Here is a 25,438-nt window from a genome sequence, read left to right on the forward strand (position 1 = left end):
TGATGAGAAAATTATTTACTTCCGTAATTCTTTTGTTCTCTGTTCATTGTTATGCCCAGCAGACATTACAATTCAGTCAATATCTGTTCAATGGCGTAGTAATAAATCCTGCCTATGCGGGAAGCAGGGAAGCAATTAATATTAATGGCCTTTACAGAAAGCAATGGTCAAAGGTAAATGGAGAACCAAACTCTATAACGTTAAGTGGAGATATGCCGCTATACTGGAATAAAGCAGGTGTTGGAGCTTATTTCATTCATGATGAACTTGGTGCTCAATTTCAGAATTCATTCTTCGGATCTTTTGCTTATAGAATAAAAGTATCCTCAAAAGGAAGGCTAGCGTTGGGAGTAGCTGCAGGTATTACTAATTATGGTATAGATGGAAATAAGTTAACAACAGATCAGCCAAATGATCCAGCTGTACCTATAGGACGTGAAGCAAAAACCAGAGCAGCTTTTCAGGGAGGACTTTATTTCAATACCGACAGATTTTTTGTAGGCTTATCATTGAATAACGTGGTGGTAAACATGAGTAAAGGATCCGACATGATTCCATCCCAAAGAAAGCACTTGTTTCTGGCAGCTGGTTTCGTTTCTCAGATCGTTGAAAAAATAAAGATCAGACCAAGTATTATGATTAAGGAAGACTTAAAAGGGCCTACTAATGGCGATGCTTCAGTCTTCTTTATCTTTAACGATATCGTTTGGCTGGGAGGTTCTTATAGAAGCAGAGTCTTTAATAAAAATGATGTGGAAGATGTGGGAACAGCAAAAGATGCTGTGGTAATTATGGCAGAAGTTTTCCCTATTCCAAATCTGAGGCTGGGATACTCTTATGATATTTCATTAAATAGTTTTAAAGACTTTGCTACCCACGAAATCTCTGCGGGATACAATATTAACAGAAAAGGCGGATCAAAAATGTTAACACCAAGATACTTTTAATGTATAAAATTATGAGTCTTCTTATCAGAACCGGATCACTTATCCTATTGTATAGTCTGATCCATAGCTATACTGCGTCAGGGCAGAGTATACTTGCAAGGGCAGATAAAAACTATAATCAATTTAATTACTCTCTTGCTGTTAAGGAATATGAAGTTATAGCAGAAAAGAAAGGGCAATCTGCAGAAATAGTACAGAAGATAGCAGACTGTTACAGAAAAATGAATAAGTCAGAAGAGGCAGAAAAGTGGTATGCTGTTTTATTGACAAAATTCACCAAAGTAGAACCTTCAAATTTGTTATTCTATGCAGAAGCCTTGAGAAACAATGGAGATTATCAGGAGGCAAGAAAACAATATATTCAGTATGGTAAGCTTTTTCCATCTGAAAAAAAGATGGCAGAAGCATTTGCTAAAAACTGCGAAAAAGCAATGGAGTGGATGTCCAATCCGGTACAGGTGAAGATCGAAAATGTAAAATCTGTGAATACTGCTTATTCAGAATTTTCTCCTCAGTTAGTCGAAAACAAGCTAATCCTTGCAACAGACAGAAAATTTGATGATACAGATTATTCCAACAAGCAGATCTACGGCTGGACCGGAACACCTTTCCTAAACCTTGCTTTTGCAGAGATCGATACAAACTTCAAAATTGAGTTTAAAAACAAACTTAAAGGAGTTAACGGTATGTACCATAATGGGCCGGCAACTTTCTCAAAGAAAGGGGATACTATCTACTTCACCAGAACAAACAAAGTTAGTAACAGAGGTAAAATAAATGGACAAAAGAAAGGTCCTGATTTTGTTAACAGACTTGAAATATTTTATTCGATAAAGAAAAATGGCTCATGGTCTGCGATATTACCTTTTGAATATAATAACGTTTTGAACTATTCGGTAGGCCATCCGGCTCTTTCACCAGATGGTAAAACTATATATTTTGTGTCTGACATGCCGGGTTCCCTTGGTCAGACAGATATTTACTTCTGCACTATGGAGGCTAATGGGAAATGGAGTTTTCCTAAAAATGCAGGTAAATATGTTAATACACCTGCAAAGGAAGTATTCCCTTATGTTGCCCCTGACGGAAAGTTTTATTTTTCATCCAATGGTCATACTGGTCTGGGAGGACTTGATATGTTTGTGACAAACGGGAAACATGATAAATGGGACAGACCTGAAAATCTTATGTTTCCAATGAATTCACCAAAAGATGACTTTGGTATCACACTGGATACTACATTAAATGGAGGGTTCTTTTCTAGCAACAGAGAGGGAGGATTGGGAGAAGACGATATTTATAAGTTTTCCAACCCGACATGTGTACTTGCAGGGCTTACATTACATTTGGTTGATAAGTCAGAAAAGCCACTTGAGAATGTATTGGTGAAACTTTATAAAATGGGGGATACTTCTAATGTTATTGCCTATGAAAGAACTTATGGCCAGCCTGCAAAGAAGATTTGTCTGAGATCTTATGAACCGTGTGCAGTAGTAAAAAATCCTGAGGGGAAATTCTTCTTTAAATTGCAGCCTGGAGAAAAGTATGAGTTGAAGCTGGCTAAAAATAATTTCTTCTCTCATTCTACGACTATAGAGGCAAAGTGCAATACAGAAGACACAATGAATATTGCTATTCAATTAAAAGAAATAGAAATAGACAAGCCTATTGTTCTTAAAGATGTATTTTTTAATGAACAGGATAAGCTTTTCGTAATCCGCAATATTTATTATGATCTCGATAAGTCTGAGATTCGGTATGATGCAGCACTTGAACTTGATAAGCTGGTTGAAGTATTAAAAGAAAATCCGAATATTAAAATGGAACTTTCTGCTCATACCGATAGCAGGCATTCTGATGAATACAATATGAAACTTTCTCAAAAGAGGGCAGAAGCTGCAGTTCAATACATCGTATCTAAAGGTATCCCCGCAGGTGTTATAGTAGCTAAAGGCTATGGTGAAAGTAAAGTTATGAATCACTGCAAAGACGGAGTTAATTGTAATGAAGAAGAGCATCAATATAACAGGAGAACTGAAATTAAAGTAACAGAAATTATAGAGCCTGAAGTACATAGAGTGGGGCCTTATGATACGCTTGAGGCTATTTCGAAAGTATATGGGGTATCTGTAGAAGATTTGAAAAGGATTAATAATCTTGAAGAGGATTCTATTACAGCAGGAATGATAATAAAATTGAAATAATTTTCTCTAGGTAATAAGTTTATTGGTAACCTGTGAAAGCAATTTCACAGGTTATTTTTTTGATTAGAAAATGTTAGTCTGAAGGTACTTCCCTTATCAATTTCACTTTCCACATGTATTGAACCATTGTTATTATCCATTATTCTTTTTAGAATGTACAAACCAACGCCAGTTCCTTCTACATCCAATTTTTGGTTGTGCACTCTTCTGAAGATCTGGAACATTCCCTCTTGGTTTTGGGGGGCAATACCAATACCATTATCTTTTACTTCAAGTATGATATTGCCTCCTTGATAGTATGTTTTAACCATTATCTTACACGCTCTCTCTCTGGCTCTGTATTTAATAGAATTACTAAGCAGGTTGTATAAGATGCTTCTGAGATCCTTCATGGAGAACTCAATTTCTGGCGCATCCAATTGATGAGTAATGACACATCTGGAATTATTGAGGTCATTCATTAAAGTGATTTTAGCTTCTTCCAGCGCATCATAAATATTGATGACAGTTAAATCCTCAGATTTTCCATTGCCTTGTGCTTTTGTAACATCTGTAAGGTCTTCAATAGTTTTTCTGAATTTGGCAATACTTTGGTAAATCAGATCTATTAGGTTGTCAACTTCTTCTTTTCGGTCGGTTTTAGAATATAGCTCCTTGAGAAGTTGGTCCAGATATGTTACAAGTCCTTCGATATTTGACACAGGTGCTTTCAAATCATGAGAGGCAGTATAAATAAAGTTGTCAAGGTCTACATTGGCTTTCTTTAATTCTTTGTAGGCATCTTCAAGATTTTGGATAGCAATTTTTAAGTCATGAATATCTATGCAGGTACCGAACCACTTAATGATATTTCCTTTAGAATCTTTTAATGGCGTTGCCTTGGAAAGAAACCATTTGTATTTTCCTTCCTTATTCATTAACCTCAATTCTTTTTCATATTCCAAGCCTTGATATACTGCATCATACCATTCTTTTTCAGTCGATATGGCATCTTCAGGATATAAAGCTGATACCCATCCATTATTAAGAGATTCTTTGTCGGATAACCCGGTGAATTCTCTCCATTTTTTGTTAAAAAAATTAACGGTACCATTCGCATCTGCACTCCAGAAAATCTGAGGAACAGTGTTTGCAAGGAATCGGTATTGTTCTTCACTTTGTTTTAATGCCTCTTCTGCTTTTTTCCTTGCATCTATATTTTGAGTAATTCCAATGAAATATTGAATCTCATTCTTTTCATTCCTGACTGAACTTAAATTCAAATCGACCCAAAATACCTCTTTGTTCTTGTTAATGTATCTCTTCTCAATCTGATAATCATTGATTTCTCCTTTAAATATTTTTTCAACTAACTCTCTTTCCATCTTTGCATCATCATGATAAGTAAAGTCTTCAAAATGCCTTCCGAGAAGTTCATACTTTTTAAATCCAAGCATCTTATAAAATGCTTCATTACTTTCAATTAAGAAACCTCTGTCATCCGCCCACGCAAAGCCAATAGTTGGGTTATCAGCGAGAATTTTATATTTTATTTCATTTTGCTTTAATGAATACTCAGCCTTTTTTCTTTGGTCTATGTTTTCAATAATTACAATGACATATTCTATTTTTCCATAAAGATTTTTGAATGGTGCAGCATTCACTTCAACCCAGACAATTTTTCCTGATTTCGTTATTAAGCGCTTTTCAATTTTATAGGTAGATATTTCACCTGAAATCAACTGTTCTATTAATAATCTTTCCTTATCTAGATCTTCGTGAAATGTGAGGACATCTAGTGTTAGATTTTTAAGTTCGCTCTGCGAATATCCTGAAAGCTGGCAAAACGTTTTATTAGCAGAAATATATTTCCCATAAGGAGATCTTCTTACAATACCGACAAGTTTATTTTCCTCCAGTGCTTTAAATTTTTCATATCCCTCATTCAGTTTATTAATATATTTTATGAGACCGGAAATGTCCATTCCAAGAGCAAGGGTACCTATCAGTTCTCCTCCAAAATGTACTTCGTTGATTTGCCAGTGAATAATCTTTTCTTCTCCGGTTTTTGTGATAATCGAACTTTCAAAGGTTTTAAAATTAGACTTGGTTTTGTCATCATAATATTTGTAAACATCTTTAGGCGTTACATATTCAAACCATTTTTTACCGATTATTTCTTTTCTCGAAAATCCCGAAGTAACTTCAGCGGCTCTGTTAAATATTTGTATGATTCCGTTTTCGCTTATACCTACTATGATCAGATTGGTAGAATCAATGATGTTGTCAAGTATGTAGCTTGAGATAAGATTGCTGCCTGGGGCTGCTCCTGACTTTTTTGAACCATTTTGATTCTTATCTTCACGATTAATTTTGTTGATTTTTGAAATACATAGTTTAAAACGCCTGATCTTGTATTTGCTCTCTTCAATCTGAGTGTAAGATGACGGTGTAAAATTTATTTTTCCGTCTTCTATCTCAATAACTGATATTTTATTTTGGAAAAAGATATCCGGATAAGTTACTATCTGTAATGTTGTTTCAGTAATTTCAATCTGATTTTCCGACGGAACAAGATATACCTTTTCGTCTTTTAATGAAGACTGGTTAATCAGTTTATGTAAAGAGTGATCATAGCTGTAGAGGAACTTTTTCAGGTTTCTTATTTTCTTTGCCTTAAAGTTATCATCAATCAGGATAATGACAGAAGTGGGACTGTATATATTAAAAATAGTGGTGAGTATTGTTTTTACAATGGAGAAACTAGAAGCCTCCGCTTTTATTCTAAGGACAATCCTTTGAGGAAAGGTAGGTCTACCTTTCTCACTCTTTACTCTTGTATCTAAGGTTTTCTTTCTTTTGTCCATGCTGGTTGACGTTTTACTAGTAAGAAACCTGTAGTTGAATGTTGATTAACTATAAGTTATTATAATATATAACATTGTTTTTGATAAATTAAGTTGTCAAATTATTTTTTCTTTTTTGATTGCTTTCTTTTCTGATGATTTTTATCAAAATCCAGATCTTCGGCATCCTTCATTAATGATTTCCAGTCTGTGTTATTTTCTTCTGTAGATTCAAGAGTCTCAATGTAGTCCTGCTTGCTGATTTCCATCACAGTAATTTCCTTTCCTATGTATTCTTCAATAGTTTCAAGCAATGGGAGTTCTTCCTTGCTGCAGAATGAAATTGCTCTTCCTCGGTCATTTCCACGACCTGTTCTTCCAATTCGATGAACATAATTTTCAGGTTGTTCAGGAAGATCGTAGTTTACTACAATCTCTATATTAGATATGTCAATACCTCTAGCACTGACATCTGTTGCGATAAGTATCTTTGATTTCCCCTGCTTAAATAAGTTCAATACTTTCAGTCTGTCTTCTTGCTCTTTGTCACCATGAAGGGTGAGGGCAGAGATGCCTGCTCTTTCCATTGCGGCTGACAATCGTTCTGCACGTACTTTGGTTCTTACAAAAGTCAGTATCTTTTTCTGAGAATTATCTTTCACAATCCTTTCAAGAAAAAACCTCTTATCATCCATTTCAACAAAAGCTACAAAATGATCTATCTTTTTTGACACAGGATCTTTGGGAGAGATTTGTATTCTTATGGCGTTTCTGACAAGGGAATAAGCAATTTCTTTAATTTTCTTATCAATCGTAGCGGAAAAGAAAAGTGTTTGATGCTTTTTGGATAGCATTTGTTTAACATCTTTTATATCCTTGATAAAACCAAGATCAAGCATGTGATCAGCTTCGTCGAGTACCAGTATTTCTATATTCTCTAGACTTAGATGTCCCTGATGGGCAAGGTCAAACATTCTACCAGGTGTGGCAATAAGCACATCTATTCTGCCTTCTAATTCTCTGATTTGAGTCTCCTGTTCTACGCCTCCATAAAGGGCAAAGGATTTTATTTTGGTGTATTTCCCAATCTTCTCAAATACCTCGTTGATCTGCACAGCCAGCTCTCTGGTGGGCACCATTACAAGGCATTTGATGTTATTGTTTTTATGTTTGGATTCATGTAGTAAGGTGAGAATAGGGATTACAAATGCTGCCGTTTTACCAGTTCCCGTTTGGGCAATAGCCAGCACATCTTCTTTGTTCAGTATAGGCTGAATACATTTGAACTGAATGTCGGTTGGTCTTTTTAGTCCTGCTTCTTCCAGACTTTTTTTTATTTCTTGTGGAATTGAATATTCTTCGAATTTCATGTTTAATATTTTTAGAGGTTCCCCCGCTGAACGTTATTTATGAGATAACTGACCGGTTATGAGGAAGGAATTGTAGATTTTTACTATGCTTTTAGTAAATTTCCGATTTTTTATGTTAAAAATAGGACTTTTCTGGAATTAATTTATGCCTGCATAAAGCTTATTTATCTCATTTTTTATAAATTTAACATCTCTTTAGGCAAGTCTTATCACTTTATCTTCAGGTATTAAACTAAATATTCATTCGAAATGGAATTTCCATCCTATGGTATAGTAGAAGAAATTCAATCTGATTACAGCACTGTGCTTTATCGGGTTGCGGTCAATTCTGAAACTTTTCTTCTCAAAGCATTAAAATCTCCAAGTGATCAGAATAGTCTTGCAAGACTAAGACATGAGTTTGCCATTGCAAATGAAATTTCATTTTCGGGGGTACCCAGACATATACATTTGGAAAGCACATCTGCTCTTGCTGGTATCTTTATTGAAGATATCGAAGGAATAAGGCTTTCTGAATTTATAAAAAAGGTGCCGATAGATTTAAATACATTTTTTAAGGTCAGTATAAATATCTGTGGTCTTCTGGATGAACTTCATCAAAGAAGAATTGTCCACCATGCCATTAACCCTTATAACCTTTTTATTTCTCCTGACACCTTTGATATTAAAATATTAAATTTTAGCAGTTCAACTCATTCAAAGTCTAAAATTGCCAACCTTAACTTTTTAACTGGTGAAACCAGACTTGAATATATTTCTCCCGAGCAAAGTGGAAGGGTGCAGTGGAAGACCGATAGTCGCAGTGATATATATTCTCTTGGAGTTATATTTTATGAAATGCTTGCGGGATTAAATCCCTTTTATTCGGAGGATTCAATGGAAATAATACATTTCCATATAGCGAAAAGTCCGAGACCTCTCACTAAGCTGAAAGTAGAGGTGCCGGATATTTTATCTTCCATGATAAGTAAAATGATCAGTAAAAATCCTGAAGATCGTTATCAGTCTGCTAGTGGGATTAAAGATGATCTGGAAAATTGCTATGAACAGTTACTTAACAATGGCGCAATAGAGGTGTTTCCTTTGTGCAGCACAGACTATTCCTCCAATTTTCAGATCTCAAAGAAAATTTATGGTAGGGATGCGGAAATCCAACAACTTGAAGAAGCTTTTGATGAGGTATGTGCAGGACAATCAGGACTCATAAAGGTTACAGGATATTCCGGTGTTGGAAAATCTTTAATGGTAAGGCAAATATGTGCAAAGGTTATTGATAAAAGAGGATGTTTTATAGAAGGAAAATTTAACCAGATCCAGCAAAATATACCTTACTATGCTTTTATTATTGCCTTTAGAGAATTTGTAGATTTTATTTTAAAGGAGAAGCACGAGCGGCTTACCCAATGGAAAAACATCATTAGCGCTGCAGTTGGGGCCAATGGAAAAGTACTTACAGAGGTTGTCCCGAACCTTGAACTACTCATAGGTGTCCAACCAGAAGTACCCTCTCTTACACCGGCAGAAACACTCAACAGGTTCAATTTCGTTACCAGAAACTTCATTAAATCCATTGCCACTGAAGATAGTCCACTTGTAATATTTATTGATGATCTTCAATGGGCAGACAATGCATCTCTTGAATTGCTTAAATTACTTTTATCCGGCAAAGAAACAAATAACCTACTGATAATAGGGGCGCTGCGAGATAATGAGGTGGGAGAGTATCATCCTTTAAACAAAGTAGTAGAGGATATAAAAACATCAATACCTGTAAGAGCTATTCATATTCAAAATCTTAAGTATGATGATGTTAACTGTATGATCAATGAATCATTCGGCATTGCTGAATTACAAAGGAATCATCTTGTTGATCTTGTATATAATAAAACCAAGGGTAATGCTTTCTTTGTACATCAATTCCTTAAATCCTTATATGAGGAAAAACTTCTGAATTTTGATTTTATAAAACGTCAATGGGAACTTGATATCAAAGGTACGGAAGAACTCAATATCACTGATAATGTTGTCGATCTTGTCGCTGCCCGGATACAAAAGCTTCCTGAAGAAACTCAGAAGGTATTTAAGCTTGCTGCATGTCTTGGCAACCGCTTTGACCTTCTCTTACTTTCTATCATTTGCGGTAAACCTGAGCATGATCTGGCACAGGATATTCAAATCGGATTAATAGAAGATCTAGTAATTCCGGTAGAAAGAAGTTATAAATTCTCACATGATAAAGTGCAGCAGGCTGTATATACGCTGATCAATGAAGATGAAAGAGATAAGCTTCATCTTCAGCTAGGAAAAGTCTTGCTTGCTCACTTTTCAAGAGATCAGATTGAAGAATACATATTTGATATCGCCAATCAGTTTATCTCAGGAATCAATGCACTGGAATCGGATCCAGAGAGAAAACAAGCAGCTGAACTCTTTGTGCTTTCTGGTAAAAAGGCTAAGAGAGCTTCTGCATACTCATCAAGTTTGGATTATCTGACTCGAGGGATAGATTTGCTTTCGGTGAACTCTTGGAAAGAAAGTTATGATTTAAGTTTGGCTTTATATAGTGAAGCTGCTGAAAGTGCTTATCTCTGCGGAAATTATGATAAAATGGAACATTGGATTGAACATGTTCTGGATAATACGGAGATAACACTTGATCAGGTAAAAGTATATGAGATCAGGATAAGAGCCTATACTGCTCTTTCCAGAGTTGAAGAAGCAGTTGTTACTGCGCTGAAGGTCCTGAAAATACTTGGAGTTAAATTTCCTGATAAGCCAAACAAGTTACATGTACTGATGGATGTGCTTAAAGTTAAGGCAGCTTTAGGTACAAATTCGCTTGATAGCCTTTGGAAGAATAAGAAAATGAATAATCCAAAGGTATTTGCTGCCATAAGAATTATTGCAAGTGTAGCTTCTGCTTCCTATTTTTCATTTCCTGATTTGTTTCCATTGTTTGCCACAAAGCCATTTCTTCTGATGGTGAAACATGGCAATTGTGAAATGTCTTCATATATTTCTGTTAGCTATGCACTGATCATATCAGGAGGATTTGAAGATTATGCAACCAGTAAAAGACTGGTAAGACTTGCAAGTGAACAGGAAAAATATTTTCCACCTGAGCAGCACAAAGCGAGGGTTGGAATGGTTTCCAACACATTCCTTGCGCATGTTGGGGATCACCTGAAAAATACAATAAACCCTCTGGAAGAAGCCTATAAAGCAGGGGTTCAGGCCGGAGATTTTGAGTATGCTGCATATTCAGTGCTTATACAATCCATCAATGAATTCATATCAGGAAATCAGTTGAGAGATAGTATAAATTCTATGAGGGAGAGGACCAGAAGAATTATTCAATTACAGCAGAGTACTCCTTTATGCAGTCATAGTTTATTTGCTCAGGCAGCTCAAAATCTTCATGAAAATCCTAAAGATCCTTTATGGCTCGTTGGGGAATTTTTTGATGAGTCAAAAGTCAATCCATATGAGGAAGGTTCTATCACCAAGTCTTCGACCTTTGATTATTTTATTTGTAAGCTCATACTTTCCTATTTCCTGTGTAAATATGAAGAGGCTTATAAATATGCTATGGAAGCAGAAAAATATGTGGCTAATTCCGTTGGAAATCCATTGGTTCCTTCATTCTATCTTTACCAATCCATCGCTTATCTCGCAGTGATAAACGGAAAGAGTCCAAGGGAAAAGAAAGTTATGTTTGACCGTATTCTGAATAATCAGAAGAAGCTTGCTAAGCTTTCCAAAAGCGCTCCAATGAACTATCTGCATAAGTATTATATCATAGAGGCAGAGTTAAATAGAGTTAAGGGTAAAAATGAAAAGGCTCATGCTAATTACATAAAAGCTATTTCATCTGCTCGTCAATATGAATATCTGCATGAAGAAGCGCTGGCATTGGAGATGATGGGTAAATTTCATCTGTTTCGTAAAGAGCCTGTTCAGGGGGAATTTTACATTCAAAAGGCGAGAGAAAATTATTATCACTGGGGAGCTACTGCGAAAGTTGAAGAGCTGGAAAACAAATACCCTTCCTTTCTGAAGTTCGGTAAAACAACTGGTGGACTTCATTCAACATTGAATGAACAGGAGCAGGCGTCTGGTGATGCAATAGGTTTTGACCTCAAAAGTATCATGAAAGCATCAACTGCAATATCCGGAGAAATAAACCTGGAAAGACTTCTGGAAAAGATGATCAGGATAGTGCTTGAAAACGCAGGAGCGGAAAAGGGATTATTGGTTCTTAAAAATGAAGATGATGAATTTTATATAGAAGCTGAAGGAGCGCTGAGCGACCCAATTGTTACTGTGCTTAAGAGTATTGATTTTAAAGAATCAGGACTTATCCCAAATTCTATTTTTCAATTTGTATTGCATACACGTGATAGCCTTGTAATAGATAATGCTGCAGAAGATCCTAAATTTTCTTCAGATGAACTGATTCAGGAAAAGAAACTTAAATCAGTCCTATGTTTGCCGATTCTAAAATCCGGTACCATTATGGGAGTTCTTTATTTGGAGAATAACCTTATATCCAATGCATTTACTCCTGAAAGAATTCAATTCCTTCAGCTGCTGTCGGGCCAAATGGCAGTATCAATTGAAAATGCATTGAATGAAGAAAAGAAAATAGCAGCTTTCAGAGAACGGGAAAACCTGCTTAAGAAAATCAATATTCAGCAAACAATTCTTTCAAAAGAAGTTATCAAAACCCAGGAATATGAACGGAAGAGAATTGCTGAAGAGCTGCATGACGGAATGGGTTACTTGCTATCTACGCTAAAATTGAATCTGACAGCCTTCAAAGAGAGCGGTGTAGATGACCGTGAAAGCTATCTTGAAAGCTCATTAAATCTTCTGGAAGATGCCTTTAAAGAGTTGAAGTCAATCTCAAATAATCTTATGCCTGATGTCCTGCTGCAGTATGGCCTAGTGCTGGCGGTGGATTTTGTTTGCAAGAGGATTACAAGTACTGGCAAAGTAACCATTAACTTTAAGTCATTTAATATAAATAAAAAATTCCGTACTGATTTTGAGATTGAAGTCTTCAGGGTGGTTCAGGAACTTATCAATAACGCATTAAAACACTCCGGAGCAAAAAATATGGATATTCAGTTCGTAAATCAGAATGATTATCTGGTGGTAACTGTGGAAGATGACGGAAAAGGGTTTAACTTTGAGGCGACTATTAAATCCCGGAAAAAGGGCAGAGGCTTAAACAATATTATTGCCAGAGTAAACTTCCTCAGGGGAACGGTTAATTTCGATTCTTCTGAAAGAGGTACCTCTGTGATTTTAAGTATACCATTAAAAGTAAAAATAGATTAATCCCTATATCTATGATAAAGATCTTAATTGCCGATGATCATCAGTTATTTATTGACGGGTTATCAAGTTTAATGAAAAACGAACCTGAGATAGAAATCTCCGGCCAGGCACTAAACGGGGCAGAGGTACTTTCTATACTTGCCAGCAAAAGTATTGATATCATTCTCCTGGATATCAATATGCCTGATACTGATATCGTCGCGCTTACAAAAGAAATCCGTGAAAAATATCCCAACCTGAAAGTCATTATTCTGACAATGTACCACGGGACGCGTTATTATACCAAACTTCTTAAATATGGTATTCATGGCTATCTTTATAAAAGTGAAGGCAAAGAAGTATTTCTTACAGCCATTAAAATGGCTTCTCAGGGCGAAATGTATATTAGTAAAGAACTTTTTTCAAGCGGAGCCAAAAATACCAAAGATCTTATGCCAGCCTTTAGTTTAAAGTCTTCCAGCATTGATAATGTATTAACAAAAAGAGAATTGGAGATTTTAAAATTAATCGTTCAGGAATGTTCAAATAATACAATAGCTGAGAAATTATTTATCAGTACTGGTACTGTTGATACACATAGAAAGAATATCATTTTAAAATTGGGTGTGAAAAATACCGTCGGACTAATCAAATATTGTATTCAGAATAATCTTATTGATTGATTCCTTTCCTCTAGTGAAATATCCTTGCCGCTCACTCTTTGAGCTGATTCTAAATTCTTGCCTATTTATCACCTGTTTTATTGGAAAAGTCATATTTTTTAAAGGATAGTGAAAAATGTTATCCCGTAAACCGGTAGAGAAAAAAAATACCAGTTTACGGGATGGCCTAACTTTTACTTCTTTATCATATTTGTGACAGAGTAACAGATAATTATTTTTTGGTATAAATTATACTCTGATAGTCATTTAATTAATAGTCATTAGAATTTTATTTTTAAAATATAATCTCTTGAGGGGACTGACAAACTTGTAAATGGGAAATTTTTAGAGGATCCGGTTATTAATAGGGAGATTAAACGGATACTTATTCCTTAGAAAGTATGTAAAATCTTCGGAGATTTTCCAGTAATGTAAATTTTTTACTTGGGGACAAGGGTGATCATAAAAGATCACCCTTTGTTGTTTTCGCCCCTTTTGTTAGTCAGGTTAAAAAAAATCTCAAAAACATTTTCTTTTTCTATTTCGTTTTTTAACTTTGAATAACAAAGTACTTTTATGTCTGAAACATTAGATCATTTAAACGACCTGAAGGAAATACGCTCTTTAATGGAGCGGTCTTCGAGATTTATTTCTCTTAGCGGCCTTTCCGGAGTATTTGCCGGTATATTTGCATTGCTGGGAGCAGGATTTGCATATATCTTAATAGAAGGACTAAAGAGTGGGAGAGTATGGATGTCTGTAGAGGAGATTTATATCTTTCTTTTTATAGATGCATTTCTTGTGGTTCTGCTGGCAATTGGTTCAGGATTGTTTTTTACTATTAGACAAACCAGGAAGAAAGGCCTGCGCATTTGGGACTCAACCAGTAAAAGGCTAATCATCAATATGGCAGTGCCCTTAGCAACCGGAGGCTTCTTCTGTCTTGCATTATTATACTATGGTGTAGTTGGTCTCATAGCTCCAGGTACTTTAATCTTCTATGGTTTGGCTCTGCTTAACGGAAGTAATTTTACCTTGAATGATATTCGTAATCTTGGCTATTGTGAAATTATATTAGGTATTTTAGCCACAGTATTTATCGGTTATGGTATACTTTTTTGGGCAGTGGGCTTTGGCGTGTTGCACATAGTATACGGAGTGGTTATGTATTTCAAGTACGAGAAGTGAAAGGACTAATAACAAATTTGAATAAAGCATTTGAAAACAGAATCCGCCTGGGAATAATGTCTGTTCTGATGGTCAATGACTGGGTGGATTTTAATGCTTTAAAAGAAACCCTTGATGTGACTGACGGAAATCTCGCAAGTCACCTTAATGCACTTGAAAAAATAAAATATATTGAAGTGAGAAAATCATTTATTGGTAAAAAGCCTAATACATCTTATGGTGCTTCTAAAGAAGGAAAAAATGCATTTAAAGAACATCTGGATGCTTTAGAAGCCCTTATTAATGCAAAAGAAAAACTGAAGTAGTTTTTTTTTATCCTGTTACTTTGAAATGCAAAGTACTTTTAAATAATATGAAAGTTAAATTTATATTACCGGCACTTACTGAAGCTAAAAGTCCTTACTGGAGGCCTGTTAAATATTCTTTATTTCCCCCTCTTGGACTGGCAACACTGGCATCCTGGCTTTCTGATAATGACCAAGCCACTATTCAGGATGAACATGTAGAAGAGATTGATCTCAACGATGAACCGGATCTTGTAGTGATTCAGGTATATATTACCAATGCCTATAGAGCTTATAAAATAGCAGACCACTATAGAAAAAGGAATAGTTATGTAATACTTGGCGGTCTTCATGTTACATCTTTACCCGAAGAAGCAATGCCACATGCAGACAGCATTTTCATTGGGCCCGGTGAGGATACCTTTCCTGCATTTTTAAAAGATTTTAAAAATAAATCTCCTAAGAAAAAGTATGTGTCTGTTCAAAGGTCTATTGAAGGAATTCCTCCAGTGAGAAGGGACTTAATTAAAAGACATTTATACCTCGTACCAAACTCAATAGTAGTGAGCAGAGGATGTCCCCATCATTGTGACTTCTGTTATAAAGATGCCTTTTTTAATTCTAAAAAATCATTCTATACACAACTAGTAGATGAAGCTTTGGCTGAAATAGAGAGGCTTCCCGGAAAGCATCTTTATTTTCTGGATGATCATCTACTGGGCAATCAGAAATTTGCTTCAGAGCTTTTTGATGGTATGAAAGGAATGGGAAGGGTGTTTCAGGGAGCAAGCACAATAGATGCTATTTTAAGAAGCAATCTCATAGAGAAGGCTGCTGATGCAGGATTGAGAAGTTTGTTTATAGGGTTTGAAACATTAAGTGAAAACAATCTCAAGTCAAGTAATAAAAAGCAAAACCTGGGAAGAGACTATCATCAGGCTATCCGGCGTGCTCAGGAACTAGGTATTATGATCAATGGCAGCTTCGTGTTTGGTCTTGATGAAGATGATAAAGACGTGTTTAAAAGAACAGTTGACTGGGGTGTCAAAATGGGTATTACCACTTCTACTTACCATGTGTTGACTCCCTATCCTGGTACAAAACTTTTTGAAAATTATGAGAAAGAAGGAAGAATCCTGACCAGGAACTGGGATCTCTATGATACTCGAAATGTAGTTTTTAAAACAAAGAATCTTTCACCTCAGGAATTGAAGGATGGTTATGATTATGCTTATAAAGAGTTCTATTCCTGGAACAATATCTGGAAGGCAGGCACAGCCCATGATTCAATAAAATACAAACTCAAGCATCTCGCTTATGCTGGTGGCTGGAAGAAGTTTGAGCCACTTTGGAACTTTATCATTAAAACAAAACAATTAAATAATATGCTTCCACTTCTGGAGGCCATATTGTCAAAGGTAAGTCCTGAGAAGGAATCTCAAAATGTACCTAAGATAGAAGCAAATTTATCCATGTCAATTGTAAAAAAATAAACCCTAAAATATATATGAAAAAGAACGATATAATAATTGTAGTAGCGACGGTGATCTACAGTTACCTGTTTTATGATCAAACACCAGGTATCAACATACTCTTATTTTCAGTTGTGATAACCTTCTTGATGGCATTGAAAGATAAGAATTTGTTTTCCAATGGACTTTGGCTTATATCCTCTACAGGAGCATTGGTCAGCGGCGCTATGGCCTTGTTGCACGGCACTGCACTTCCTGTGGTTGCTAATATCATTTCACTAAGTATGGCAGCTAGTTTTTCCATGCGAAAGGATTCTTCCTTGATATTTGCACTGCTATATTCTGCGTATAGTTACTTTTTCTCACTGATTAATATCTTCACAAGGCTATTCGAACGTAGTGAAAGGAAAGAAGAGCGAACACCTCAATCATACAGTTTGCTATTCGTTACAGTGATCCCCGTTATTATTACTTTGATATTTTTCTTCATATACAGAAGCGCCAATCCCTATTTTGATGAATTAGTAGCCAATATAAGGTTTGATTTTCTGTCTTGGGGACTTATAGGCTTTACACTTACGGGTTTTGTACTGCTATTTGGTTATTTCAACCAGATGGATATCCTGTCTCTTGTATATAAAGATCTAACTTCTCCAGACCGCCTAATCAATGATGAATCTACATTCTCAAAACCACTTCTCAACATCAATAATGAAAATATTTCAGGTATTGTATTATTTGTGATGCTGAATGTATTGCTACTCGTTGTAAATATTGTTGATGTTTATTCACTGTCAGTAATTACAGAATTTCCGGAAGGCTTTCACTACTCTCAGGTTGTTCATCAAGGAATAAATTCATTGATAATTTCTATAGTTATTGCAATTGCAATTATCCTTTTTTACTTCAGAGGTTCTTTGAATTTTTATGAAAGCAACACTGCGATAAAAATACTTGCTGTGCTATGGATTATTCAGAATGCCATACTTGTGGTTACCTGCGGTATTAAGAATTTTCACTATATCGACGAACATGGATTGACATACAAAAGGATTGGTGTGTATATCTATCTGATTATGACTTTAGCAGGACTATTGACGACATTTATAAAAATAGTGTCAGCAAAAAGTAACTGGTTTTTATTCAGAAAAAATGCTTGGGTAGGCTACGGAGTATTACTGTTATCATGTCTGTGGAACTGGGATATGCTTATCGTAAAATACAATCTTTCCGGAGTATCTGCTAAAACTGACCTTATCTACAATGAATCACTCTCTGACGTTGTCTTGTCTGATTTGATTTCTTATTGTAATGAGAATGTACATGATATGAAGGATAACAAAAGCCTTCTCATCGCTCTTGATATAAGGAAAAAAGCTTTTATAAAAGAATATGAAAGTCGTGATTGGCAGTCATGGAATATGGATGATGATGATATTTACCACGAATTAAAATCGATGGAAAATTTACCTGGGATTTTTTAGTCCAATTTTTTTAAGCCCTTCTCTTAGTTATGAGAAGGGCTTAGGACAAAAGAGTTATTGAAGTAGAAAAACTAAAATAGAATGACAATGAAAACTGAATCTTTAAAATTAAGAACAAGGGTAAGAGTTTTGATAAGCTTCTTTATAGCTGGCTTAGTCTTAAGTGGCCTTACTGCATTTCCTTTGGAGACGGAACTGTTTTTTTTAAGAGATCTGGCACAGCAAATATTGAAACCGGATAATCCACTATATATATGGGTAGATAAGGTTTATACAGGTTTAAATGATATGAATAATCATCATCCATTTCTTGCTTATGGGACAGATTGGCTTGCGTTTGCTCATATCGTCATTGCCATTGTATTTATCGGACCATTAAGGGATCCAGTTAAAAATATATGGGTGATTCATTTTGGTATGATAGCATGTTTGGCGATCTTTCCTTTGGCCTTTATAGCAGGAGAGATCAGAGATATACCTTTTTATTGGAGAGTGATAGACTGCATGTTTGGGGCAATTGGAATCATTCCTTTATTGTATTGTGATAAATATATCAGAAGGATCGTAAAAGTGGAAGATTTTCAAACTTATCAAACAGTATAATTATGAATAACAGTAAGAAAGAGATAGCAGCCGGAATAGTTTTGCTCTCAGTATTTTGTTTCATGTTACTTACACTTAGGATTCATATTTCGGGAAGTTATAACTTTTTATTCCTGACCTGGAACTGGCTTCTTGCTGTAATTCCATTGATATTGGCTTTTATAATCAGTAGTCTGAATAATAAAAAATTAATTAATATTCTTTCTTTTATGGTCCTTGGTAGTATATGGCTTTTATTTCTTCCTAACGCACCTTATCTGATTACAGATATAGTTCACTTGAAAGAAAGAACAACTATTCCTATTTGGTTAGATGCATTGATGTTATTTTCTTTCGCATTTACAGGACTTGTAAGCGGTTTGGTTAGTCTGTATTATGTACATCAGCATTTTATGAAATATTCGGGTGACAAGCTTTCCTGGTTATTTATTTGCATTGTGTCTACCTTATGTTCATATGGAATATATCTTGGAAGATTCTTAAGATGGAATAGCTGGGATATTTTAACAGAGACAAGCACGTTATTTAATGATATAATTGTCAATCTTTTCAGAGTTAAAGCAATATTGGTTATTGGAGTTTTTACTTCTTTCCTGATAGCTTCCTATTACATTGTGTATATTCTTTTAACAAAAAAGGAAAATATTTAAATTTAAAATAATCATTAGCTGATGAAAAATCCTGTTAATCATTATAATCAATTACTTTAATATAGATTCTAATGAATTGATTAATAATGATATTTTTTTAAACGATTATTCCCGGTTAAATTTAAGAACTGAAGACTTGTTTCATATTTCGGTAACTCAATGTTACTGAAATATGAAATAAAACAGTTCTTAGAAATTATGACCCAATTAGATTTTATCGAATACCAAAAATATTTATTTGTAATTGCCTATAACATTCTGGGAGATATACAAACAGCAGAAGATCTTGTACAAGATACATATGAAAAGTGGCTGGGGCTGGATCATGACAAGATCAGAGATGTAAGATCGTATCTAAGCAAGATCACAGTCAATAAAGCAATAGATACTTTAAAAAAAATAAAGCAGGAAAGAGAAGCTTATAAGGGTATATGGTTGCCTGAACCAATATTAACAGAAGTTGATCATGTTGATGAGCAAACAATAGATTATGCATTTTTAGTAATTCTGGAAAAGTTGAATCCATATGAACGCGCTGTGATTGTGCTCAGAGAGCTGATCGGTTATTCTTATCCACAAATAGCAGATTTGCTTGAGATAAGTCAGGAGAATAGCAGGCAGTTATTTCATAGGGCCAGCAAGAAACTTAAAAAAAGTACATTTGAACAATATAAGATTAAGGAAGAGCAGAAGGAGTTGTTTAAAGCTTTTATTGAGGCGATTGATAGTAAAGATTATAACAAACTAACAATGCTTCTGAAGAATGATGCAATCCTTTATTCGGACGGCGGCGGTAAAGTGGCAGCAGCAATTAATCCTATTTATGGAGTTGTCAATATTCTTAAGTTTTTTCAGGGAGTATTTAAAAGTGAGAGAGGAGAATTCAAGTTTCATAAAATAAACCTTAATGGAAAGGCGGGTATAAAGATTGAACTAAATGGAAATCTTCATTCTGTTTTATATCCTGAAATTGTGAATGATAGGATTGATGATATATTTATGATCAGAAATCCGGAAAAAATAGTTTTTAATAAAAATTGAATTTTTTGTCACAAAATCAGATTGGTGCTGTCTATTGGGAAAATGAATGTTCTTATGGAAAGCAGAATCAAAATCAAAGACCTGGAGCCAAACGCCTATCAGGCAATGTATGGAGTTGAAAAATATCTTTCTTCTACAAGTATTTCAAAGACATATAAAAGTCTAATTAAAATCAGGGCTTCACAGATAAACAGATGCGCTTTTTGTATTCAAATGCACACAAGAGATGCACGACTGGAAGGTGAAACAGAGCAGCGCATTTATGCTTTGTCTGCCTGGAGAGAAACACCTTTTTTTACTCCTGAAGAAAGAGTGGTACTTGCACTCACTGAAGAAGTGACACTAATAGCAAACAATGGTGTATCTGACGAGGTTTATAAAGAAGCAGAAAAATATTTTGATGGAAATTATATTGCACAGCTGATTATGACTATTGTTTCTATTAATGGATGGAACAGAATAGCAGTTTCTACTCGACTGGCTCCTGAAGTGATATGAATCTGAATGAAACAAAGCAGCTTTAAAACAAGGCTGCTTTGTTTCATTTGAATCATTCAGAAATTATGATGGTTACTTTATTCTGTCTGTTTTCCACCAGTTTTTCGGTTTTTTCACCAGCTCCAAAATTATTTTTATCACCCTTTTCAGCTCCTACATAATACGCTAATGATTCAAGGTCTTCGAATACAGCATTTCCTTTTTCATCTGTAACTTGGGTATCTACCGGATTTACACTTTTTTCATAATCTTCCTTTGTCTTATAAAGACTCACAGAGGCTTCGCTTTCCAGATTGCCCAGATCATTTCGAACTGTTACTTTCAGACTGGTTTTCAACACATGCATTGTAAAAGAGCTTAATACTGCAAGGGTAATAAGGCTAAACAGGACTGTTCTTATTTTCATAGGTTTATCTTTTAATGAAATTTTAATATTAATCTCTGAAAATGCAAATATTTACGCTATTGTATTCATGTTGTTTTCAACATAGCAAAATTTATATGGGATAATGTCTCCTTTAATAGTACTTTTGCTATTCTAATTTTTGAATGCAATATGATAAAATATCCATCCTTCCTTGAAGACAGTTTTAATAAGGGCTATTCTATTATTGAAGAAGGTGTTACCTATTCATTTCAATGTCAGAATATGGGGAGTATCAATATCCGTACAGGAAAGATTCTTACATGTGACCCTTTAAATACCGAAGAGGTGGATGCATTTGTCAACTTGTTTCCTTTAGGCAGTTTTCCTGTGGAACTGGCAATAGCAGATATTGAAACAGATGAACGAATAGCATTTGCTAGAATAAAATTCTCAGAAGAGAAGCCTGTTCGTTGGGAATTTGCTCTTCTTGAAGGCCAACGTATGGAAGATTTGCAGGAAGGAGAAATATTCGGGTACGCCGTAGATTCAGGTCTTGGTTGTTTTATGGATCTTTCTGCATTGGAAGCATATGAATATTATGCTAAAAAAAATAACGAATACCACGAAGAGATTTTTGATCAGATGGATGAGGTTTACAAGGACACCAGAACCTGGTACATGTGGAAATCAAAAGAAGAGACCATTGCCATATTTACAACTGGATATGGGGATGATGTATATCAATCTTATGTCGGGTTTGATAATGATGGAAGAATTTGCAGAATCGTTACGGACTTCAATTTATTAGATTGGAATAGATAATTTTTTGTGGAATATTTCCACAGAAGTTTTTTATATTTTTGATAGTTAGATGGTTGACCTGTTGATAGCATATGGCCTGAAGAAATAGAATAAAATATATATTCATATCTTTAAACATATACATTTTTTAATTGTTGTATTCAGTTTTACTTTTAGAGTTGTAATAGTAGAATCTATTGCTATTACAGGCTTGTATTAATTAAAATTTATTGAATATGTTGCCTTTTGAAAAATTTGGTCTTAATAAAAAGATAAGACTGGGTTTAGGATTCTCTATTATCCTACTGATATTATCTTCATCCCTCTCGTTTTATACAATATTAAAACTGATAGAGCAATCATCATGGGTCGACCATACAAATGAAATACTGATCAATATTGAATCAACCATTTCTCAACTGAGAGGGGCAGAGACGGGACAGAGAGGTTATTTGCTCACAGGAGATGAACAATTTCTGGAACCATATCGAAATGCGGAAAGCAAAGTAAAGGTAAATTTAGCTAAGTTGAAGGAACTTACAGCAGATAATAAATACCAGAGGCAATCCATAGATACTTTGGAAAGACTGATTAGCCTGCGCTTTGATAGAATGAATGATGTTTTGGAGAAATTCAGGAGAGATAAGACACAAATCAGTTACCGTGATATGGTTGTTGGTAAGAAGATGATGGATGAGATTCGGTCCATGTATACAAATATGCGGAGTGAAGAGCAGGGGCTTCTTAAAAGCAGGATTGCAGCTGTCAATAAATATTACAGATCATCCCCAATCATTATAATAATTTCATCTCTTATTGCGATTGTTTTAGCGGGAGTATCATTTTATTTTATAAACAGGGACATTAGAAACAAAGAAATTGTTCAGCAAGAATTAAAAGCTCTTAATAGTCGTCTTGAGGAATCCAATGAGGAATTGATTAAAAACAGAAATGAAGTCACCAATCAAAATTACTTGCTACAGGCAAATAGCAGGATAAACGATTTGCTAAGAGGAGAAAGAGACTTAGGTTTATTGAGTAATAAGGTATTGTCATTTCTGACTGAATTTATGAAGGCTCAGGCAGGGGTAATTTATATAGCACAAGATGATGGTAGCTTTGAGATTACAGATACCTATGCCATTGAGACAAATGCAAATTTACCTAAAAAATTTTATTCTGGAGAGGGATTGTTGGGGCAGTGTGCATTACAAAAAAAGGTTCAGTTAATTAATGATGTGTCTGTCAAAAATATAAAGATCAATTCAGGCCTTGCCGCTTTTGACGTTGCTGAAATTTTAATAGTGCCATTTCATCATTCGGAAAATACCGTAGCATTAGTGGAGCTTTTGAGCAGAGAAAAATTCAATGAACTTGATCTCCAGTTTATTTACAGTGTTGGAAGCACTATATCCATTTTTATAAATGGTATAAAATCGGAAATGAGGACATTCGAGTTGTTGTCAGAAACCCAGAACCAGTCGGAAGAGCTGGAAACACAGCAGGAAGAACTTCGGATTATGAATGATGAATTGAGGGAGCAAAGAGATAAGTTGCAGGCTTCGGATGAAGAATTACGCGCCAGTGAAGAAGAACTTCAGGAAAAGAATGCGGAGCTTGAGTTGCAATATGAAGCAATTAATTCAAAGAATAAAGCGCTTGAAGATGCAAGACAGGCGTTGCAGTTAAAGATGAATCAGGTAGAGGTAATCAGTCAATATAAGTCAGATTTCCTTGCCAATATGTCTCATGAGCTAAGAACACCATTGAATAGTATCTTAATACTATCAGGCCTTTTAAAAGACAACAAAAACAAAACATTAAGCAAGAAAGAGATTGAACAAGCGGGTATAATTGAACGTTCCGGAAATGATTTACTTAAGCTTATTAATCAGATTCTGGATTTGGCAAAAGTAGAGTCCGGGAAAGTAAGGCTTGAACTTGGTGATTTCAGACCTAATGAATTTAAGATGGATGAACAGTTCAGAGATCTTGCCAGAGAGAGAAATGTAAATTTTAGATCTTCAATAGAAAATGGCGTCCCTGATTTTATTTATACTGACAAGTTCAGGGTGGAACAGGTGCTCAAGAATCTATTATCTAATGCCTTTAAGTTCACTCCGGATAGCGGAACCGTTGAATACATCATTAGACCGGTAACTGAACCCAATAAGAAATTTCTAAATCCTGATTTGAATAACAAAAAAGTAGTTGCCTTTGTTGTAAAAGATACTGGTATAGGAATTCCTCCTGATAAGCTGGATCTGATATTTGAGGCCTTTCAACAAGCTGATCCTTCTACTACAAGAAAATATGGAGGCTCTGGCCTTGGCCTTACTATCAGCAGAGATATAGCAATATTGCTTGGTGGAGAAATTCAAGTGGAAAGTATTGTTGGAAAAGGAAGTAAATTTACTTTGTACCTCCCGGAGAGAGCTGATGAAAAGAATTTGGAAGAAGCCATCCTGGTGCCCGAGAAATATGCTCCAGTACCTCCAGTATCTCAAATACCGCCAGTTACTAGAAGTATTCCGAATGTTCACTCATCAAGGAGTATACTTATTGTAGAAGATGATGTTTACTTCTCAAGAATTCTTGAAGACTATGCTAAAAGCAAAGGTTATGAGGTGACAGTTATTCATAAAGGAAATGAAGTGATTGACATTGCAAAAGATAATAATTTTGCTGCCATTCTGCTTGATGTGCAATTACCCGATACTAATGGATGGGAAGTGCTTAAAGGACTTAAACATAATCCTTTGTTAAAAGATATTCCCGTACATATGATGTCTGCATATGATAAGGAGGCCTATCACAACAATATGGGCCAGGAAAACTTTATTCCAAAGCCGGTAGCTCTTGAATCACTTGATAAAGCGTTCAACAAAATCAGTGTTGGTATCGACAGGGATATAATAAAGGTTTTGATAGTGGAAGACAATGAAAATGAGAGTCTGGCAGTAAAAGATCTTTTAAAATCCCAGGGCATTGAATCCCATAATGCTTTTAATGGGGCAGAAGCTCTTGAGCTTTTGAAGAAGGAAAGATACGATGGTATTATATTAGATATAAAACTTCCTGATTATAATGGGTATGACTTGCTAGAGTTTATAAAAAAAGATAATGGTCTGAAAGGAATGCCTGTTATTATTTATTCTGGGAAAGACCTTTCTGTAGATGAGGAAGCCAAATTCAAGAGGTATGCAGATACAATAATTATTAAGACGGAGTATTCATATACAAGACTTCTGGAAGAAGTTAAACTCTTCATGCATAACATGGGAGCAAGCATAGAAAAGTCATCAAGGTCTTCTATAGTACAGAGAGATATGTTGCTGAAAGATAAGAAGGTACTTATTGCTGATGATGATATGCGCAATATTTATTCTCTGACCAATGTGCTGGAAGATCAGGGGATGCATGTAGTAGTAGCTTATGATGGCAGGCAGGCAATAGATGAACTAGATGCTAATCCAGACATTGATATCGTATTAATGGATATTATGATGCCTGAAATGGATGGAATCGATGCTACTAAATCTATCAGATCTAAACCTGAATATCATAACCTTCCTATTATTGCAATTACAGCAAAAGCGATGACTGGTGATAAGGAAAAATGTATCGCAGCTGGCGTTTCTGATTATATTTCAAAACCTATCGAGTTACCTAAATTATTATCTCTGATGCGTGTATGGTTATATAAAAGTTAATTATCGA

At 35.1% G+C, this 25,438-nt stretch carries 17 protein-coding genes; 14 read left to right on the top strand and 3 right to left on the bottom strand.

Going from position 1 to position 25,438, the window contains the following annotated elements; all coding sequences use genetic code 11:
* Positions 1–2 precede the first annotated feature (2 nt).
* Both K350_RS0123040 and K350_RS30055 read left to right on the top strand, forming a co-directional pair.
* Positions 3–947 carry a PorP/SprF family type IX secretion system membrane protein gene (locus tag K350_RS0123040; protein WP_028981927.1) on the top strand — a complete coding sequence of 315 codons (945 nt, stop codon included), beginning with the start codon at positions 3–5 and terminating at the stop codon, positions 945–947.
* Positions 948–958: 11 nt separating this feature from the next.
* Complete coding sequence (locus K350_RS30055; RefSeq protein ID WP_162144204.1) at positions 959–3,151, top strand: OmpA family protein; 2,193 nt, start codon at positions 959–961, stop codon at positions 3,149–3,151.
* A 44-nt stretch (positions 3,152–3,195) separates the two neighbouring features.
* On the opposite strand, the gene K350_RS31615 is transcribed toward K350_RS30055, so the two are convergent.
* Entirely contained in the window at positions 3,196–5,997 is a 2,802-nt protein-coding gene (locus K350_RS31615) for a PAS domain-containing sensor histidine kinase (protein WP_028981928.1), read from the bottom strand.
* Positions 5,998–6,098: 101 nt separating this feature from the next.
* A complete protein-coding gene (locus tag K350_RS0123055) occupies positions 6,099–7,346 on the bottom strand; it encodes a DEAD/DEAH box helicase (RefSeq protein WP_028981929.1) in 1,248 nt (415 codons plus the stop codon).
* A gap of 249 nt (positions 7,347–7,595) precedes the next feature.
* Between K350_RS0123055 and K350_RS0123060 the strand changes: the two genes are divergently transcribed.
* The 10 genes from K350_RS0123060 (at position 7,596) to K350_RS0123105 (ending at position 20,550) form a co-directional block, all read left to right on the top strand.
* Positions 7,596–12,689 carry an AAA family ATPase gene (locus K350_RS0123060; RefSeq protein ID WP_028981930.1) on the top strand — a complete coding sequence of 1,698 codons (5,094 nt, stop codon included), beginning with the start codon at positions 7,596–7,598 and terminating at the stop codon, positions 12,687–12,689.
* A gap of 11 nt (positions 12,690–12,700) precedes the next feature.
* Entirely contained in the window at positions 12,701–13,351 is a 651-nt protein-coding gene (locus K350_RS0123065) for a response regulator (protein WP_081671114.1), read from the top strand.
* Between the two features lie 555 nt (positions 13,352–13,906).
* The gene (locus K350_RS0123070; RefSeq protein WP_028981932.1) at positions 13,907–14,518 is read left to right on the top strand and encodes a hypothetical protein; all 612 of its coding nucleotides are present in this window, start codon (positions 13,907–13,909) and stop codon (positions 14,516–14,518) included.
* On the top strand, positions 14,515–14,823 hold the full coding sequence (locus K350_RS0123075) for a winged helix-turn-helix domain-containing protein (RefSeq protein ID WP_028981933.1): 309 nt from the start codon (positions 14,515–14,517) through the stop codon (positions 14,821–14,823). The genes K350_RS0123070 and K350_RS0123075 overlap by 4 nt, the downstream gene beginning before the upstream one ends.
* A 47-nt stretch (positions 14,824–14,870) precedes the next feature.
* Positions 14,871–16,295 (top strand): B12-binding domain-containing radical SAM protein, encoded by a 1,425-nt coding sequence (locus tag K350_RS30065; RefSeq protein ID WP_051313540.1) that lies wholly within the window; start codon positions 14,871–14,873, stop codon positions 16,293–16,295.
* Between the two features lie 14 nt (positions 16,296–16,309).
* Positions 16,310–17,758 (top strand): DUF4153 domain-containing protein, encoded by a 1,449-nt coding sequence (locus K350_RS0123085; protein ID WP_028981934.1) that lies wholly within the window; start codon positions 16,310–16,312, stop codon positions 17,756–17,758.
* A gap of 87 nt (positions 17,759–17,845) precedes the next feature.
* The gene (locus K350_RS0123090) at positions 17,846–18,361 is read left to right on the top strand and encodes a hypothetical protein (RefSeq protein WP_028981935.1); all 516 of its coding nucleotides are present in this window, start codon (positions 17,846–17,848) and stop codon (positions 18,359–18,361) included.
* 2 nt (positions 18,362–18,363) lie between these two features.
* Positions 18,364–19,011 (top strand): DUF1361 domain-containing protein, encoded by a 648-nt coding sequence (locus tag K350_RS30070; protein ID WP_037576680.1) that lies wholly within the window; start codon positions 18,364–18,366, stop codon positions 19,009–19,011.
* A 198-nt stretch (positions 19,012–19,209) separates the two neighbouring features.
* Positions 19,210–20,052, top strand: a complete 843-nt coding sequence (locus K350_RS0123100; protein WP_037577071.1) for a sigma-70 family RNA polymerase sigma factor — start codon at positions 19,210–19,212, stop codon at positions 20,050–20,052.
* Between the two features lie 54 nt (positions 20,053–20,106).
* Positions 20,107–20,550 (top strand): carboxymuconolactone decarboxylase family protein, encoded by a 444-nt coding sequence (locus tag K350_RS0123105; RefSeq protein WP_028981937.1) that lies wholly within the window; start codon positions 20,107–20,109, stop codon positions 20,548–20,550.
* A gap of 52 nt (positions 20,551–20,602) precedes the next feature.
* Here the strand turns inward: K350_RS0123105 and K350_RS0123110 are convergent, their stop codons facing one another.
* Positions 20,603–20,956: a hypothetical protein gene (locus tag K350_RS0123110; RefSeq protein WP_245598689.1), complete on the bottom strand. Its 354-nt coding sequence runs from the start codon at positions 20,954–20,956 to the stop codon at positions 20,603–20,605.
* Between the two features lie 150 nt (positions 20,957–21,106).
* Between K350_RS0123110 and K350_RS0123115 the strand changes: the two genes are divergently transcribed.
* Complete coding sequence (locus K350_RS0123115) at positions 21,107–21,739, top strand: DUF4241 domain-containing protein (protein ID WP_051313547.1); 633 nt, start codon at positions 21,107–21,109, stop codon at positions 21,737–21,739.
* A 215-nt stretch (positions 21,740–21,954) separates the two neighbouring features.
* On the top strand, positions 21,955–25,431 hold the full coding sequence (locus tag K350_RS0123120) for a response regulator (RefSeq protein WP_037576684.1): 3,477 nt from the start codon (positions 21,955–21,957) through the stop codon (positions 25,429–25,431).
* The last annotated feature ends 7 nt before the right edge of the window (positions 25,432–25,438 follow it).

The organism is Sporocytophaga myxococcoides DSM 11118 (genome assembly GCF_000426725.1).
Taxonomy (GTDB): Bacteria; Bacteroidota; Bacteroidia; order Cytophagales; family Cytophagaceae; genus Sporocytophaga; species Sporocytophaga myxococcoides.